Here is a 1,567-nt window from a genome sequence, read left to right on the forward strand (position 1 = left end):
GATGACCGTACCGCAAACCGACACAGGTGGGCGAGATGAGTATTCTAAGGCGCTTGAGAGAACTCGGGAGAAGGAACTCGGCAAATTGGTACCGTAACTTCGGGATAAGGTACGCCCTTGTAGCTTGACCCCCCTGCGGGGGAAGGGTGAAGGGGTTGCAATAAACTGGTGGCTGCGACTGTTTAATAAAAACACAGCACTCTGCAAACACGAAAGTGGACGTATAGGGTGTGACGCCTGCCCGGTGCCGGAAGATTAAATGATGGGGTGCAAGCTCTTGATTGAAGTCCCGGTAAACGGCGGCCGTAACTATAACGGTCCTAAGGTAGCGAAATTCCTTGTCGGGTAAGTTCCGACCTGCACGAATGGCGTAACGATGGCCACACTGTCTCCTCCCGAGACTCAGCGAAGTTGAAGTGTTTGTGATGATGCAATCTACCCGCGGCTAGACGGAAAGACCCCATGAACCTTTACTGTAGCTTTGCATTGGACTTTGAACCGATCTGTGTAGGATAGGTGGGAGGCTATGAAACCGGAACGCTAGTTTCGGTGGAGCCGTCCTTGAAATACCACCCTGGTTTGTTTGAGGTTCTAACCTTGGCCCGTGATCCGGGTCGGGGACAGTGCATGGTAGGCAGTTTGACTGGGGCGGTCTCCTCCCAAAGCGTAACGGAGGAGTACGAAGGTACGCTAGGTACGGTCGGAAATCGTGCTGATAGTGCAATGGCATAAGCGTGCTTAACTGCGAGACCGACAAGTCGAGCAGGTGCGAAAGCAGGTCATAGTGATCCGGTGGTTCTGTATGGAAGGGCCATCGCTCAACGGATAAAAGGTACTCTGGGGATAACAGGCTGATACCGCCCAAGAGTTCATATCGACGGCGGTGTTTGGCACCTCGATGTCGGCTCATCTCATCCTGGGGCTGTAGCCGGTCCCAAGGGTATGGCTGTTCGCCATTTAAAGAGGTACGTGAGCTGGGTTTAAAACGTCGTGAGACAGTTTGGTCCCTATCTGCCGTGGGCGTTGGATATTTGAAGGGGGCTGCTCCTAGTACGAGAGGACCGGAGTGGACGAACCTCTGGTGTACCGGTTGTCACGCCAGTGGCATCGCCGGGTAGCTATGTTCGGAAGAGATAACCGCTGAAAGCATCTAAGCGGGAAACTCGCCTTAAGATGAGATATCCCTGGGGACTAGATCCCCTTGAAGGGTCGTTCGAGACCAGGACGTTGATAGGTCAGGTGTGTAAGCGCAGTAATGCGTTCAGCTAACTGATACTAATTGCCCGTAAGGCTTGATCCTATAACAAGTCTGCCTTGTTGATCGCGCCGTGCCCTGCACGAGCAGCGTATCCAGGCGACAAGTTGGATTCTCGTGTGTGATACACACAACTCAAAATTACTGCTTCTTCCGGATTGGTCGCGCTGCGAAGCAACGCGACAACCCCTTTTGCCTGATGACCATAGCGAGTCGGTCCCACCCCTTCCCATCCCGAACAGGACCGTGAAACGACTCTACGCCGATGATAGTGCGGATTCCCGTGTGAAAGTAGGTAATCGTCAGGCTCCC

2 rRNA genes are annotated in these 1,567 nt (G+C 53.5%); both read left to right on the top strand.

The features are described 5' to 3' along the window. Window positions 1–1,300: ribosomal RNA gene (locus tag G3N94_RS41390) — 23S ribosomal RNA — on the top strand; the annotation flags it as partial. A gap of 150 nt (window positions 1,301–1,450) precedes the next feature. Beyond that, window positions 1,451–1,563 (top strand): 5S ribosomal RNA (gene rrf, locus G3N94_RS41395). Window positions 1,564–1,567 lie beyond the last annotated feature (4 nt).

It is taken from the genome of Burkholderia sp. Ac-20353, assembly GCF_017104785.1.
Classification (GTDB): domain Bacteria; phylum Pseudomonadota; class Gammaproteobacteria; order Burkholderiales; family Burkholderiaceae; genus Burkholderia.